This is a genomic window from Acidovorax delafieldii 2AN, assembly GCF_000175235.1.
Taxonomy (GTDB): Bacteria; Pseudomonadota; Gammaproteobacteria; order Burkholderiales; family Burkholderiaceae_C; genus Acidovorax; species Acidovorax delafieldii_B.
Genome location: NZ_ACQT01000484.1, coordinates 1 through 1417 on the forward strand (window position 1 = coordinate 1; position 1417 = coordinate 1417).

General features: G+C 65.6%; 3 protein-coding genes. All 3 read left to right on the forward strand.

The window, feature by feature from the left end; all coding sequences use genetic code 11:
• Positions 1 to 319, forward strand: a 319-nt coding sequence (locus ACDELDRAFT_RS22440; RefSeq protein WP_005801180.1) for an elongation factor 1-alpha C-terminal domain-related protein, incomplete at its 5' end; no start/stop codon positions are given.
• Positions 320 to 423: 104 nt separating this feature from the next.
• A complete protein-coding gene (gene fdxA / locus ACDELDRAFT_RS22445) occupies positions 424 to 753 on the forward strand; it encodes a ferredoxin FdxA (protein WP_005801183.1) in 330 nt (109 codons plus the stop codon).
• A 154-nt stretch (positions 754 to 907) separates the two neighbouring features.
• Positions 908 to 1417: NAD(P)/FAD-dependent oxidoreductase (locus tag ACDELDRAFT_RS22450; RefSeq protein ID WP_005801185.1), on the forward strand; the 510-nt coding region annotated here is incomplete at its 3' end.

Below are 1417 nucleotides of genomic sequence, written 5' to 3' on the forward strand. Positions count from 1 at the left end.
CTGGCCGGCCAGCTGCGAACTGCGCACCACCGTGGCGTGGATGGACGACGAGCCCCTGGTGGCGGGCCGCGTGTACTGGGCGCTGCACGGTCACCGCTGGGTCAAGGCCAAGGTCAAGGCCGTGGTGCACAAGCTCAACATCAACACGCTGGCCGAAGAGCCCAGCGCCCAGCTTGACCCCAACGCCATCGGCCACGTGGACCTGCTGCTGCAGGAACCCCTGCCAGCGGCACCCTTTGGTCAGGCACGCGTGCTCGGCTCGCTGATCCTGGTGGACACGGCAAGCCACAAAACCGCCGGTGCCGTCCTGGTCAATTGACCTGCCTCAACCCTCTGAATCCACATTGGTTTCAGGGCCCCTTCAATCCGGTCGGTGAAAGCTTTTAAAATCGAGGGTTTTCACCGCCCCACACACATCCTGTCATGACCCACGTCGTCTCCGAAAACTGCATCAAGTGCAAGTACACCGATTGTGTGGACGTGTGCCCCGTGGACTGCTTCCGCGAAGGCCCGAACATGCTCGTCATCGATCCCGATGAGTGCATCGATTGCGCCGTCTGCATCCCCGAGTGCCCGGCCAACGCCATCTTTGCCGAAGAAGACCTGCCCGCCGACCAGATCGCCTTCATCAAGCTCAATGCCGACCTGGCCTTTGCCGACGGCTGGAAGAGCATCACCAAGCGCAAGCCCGCGCTGCCCGACGCCGACGAGTGGAACGGCCAGCCCGGCAAGGTCAAGGACCTGCAGCGGTAATGCACACCCCGCTGTGGCGCTGTGCGCCCTCTCCCGTCCCTTGCAAAGCGGGGTTTTGCGGGGAGGGTGACGCCAGTGCTGCGGGACCCTTGCAAGGCGGCATGGGTCCGGGCCACGCCCGTCGCATGGGCCGCAGGGTTCCTTGAGTCTCGTCATGCTCAGCACCGACGCCATCGTCATCGGCGCGGGTCCGGTGGGCCTTTTCCAGGTGTTCCAGCTCGGCCTGCAAGGCCTGAGCGCCCACGTCATCGACGCTCTGCCCCACCCCGGCGGCCAGTGCGCCGAGCTGTACGGGGACAAACCCATCTACGACATCCCTGCCGTCCAGGCCTGCACCGGAAACGAACTGGTGCAACGCCTGCAAGCGCAAATCCAGCCGTTCTCTCCCACGTTCCACCTCGGCCAGCAAGTGGACACCGTGCAGGCACTGCCCGAAGGGGGCTTCCTCGTCGGCACCGCGCAGGGCACGCAACTGCAGGCACGCGCCGTGTTCATCGCCACCGGCGTGGGTGCCTTCGTGCCGCGCACCCTCAAGCTCTCCGGCTTGGAGGCCCATGAGGGCAACCAACTGCGTTACCGCTTGGACGAAGGCACCAGCCTCGCCGGCCAGCACGTGGTGGTGCACGGCGGCGACGAATCCGCCGTGCAACAGGCCATCGCCTGC

What these genes read in the sequence shown, in the direction of transcription:
- fdxA (WP_005801183.1), top strand. Translation starts at nt 424, where the DNA reads ATGACCCACGTCGTCTCCGAAAACTGCATCAAGTGCAAGTACACCGAT.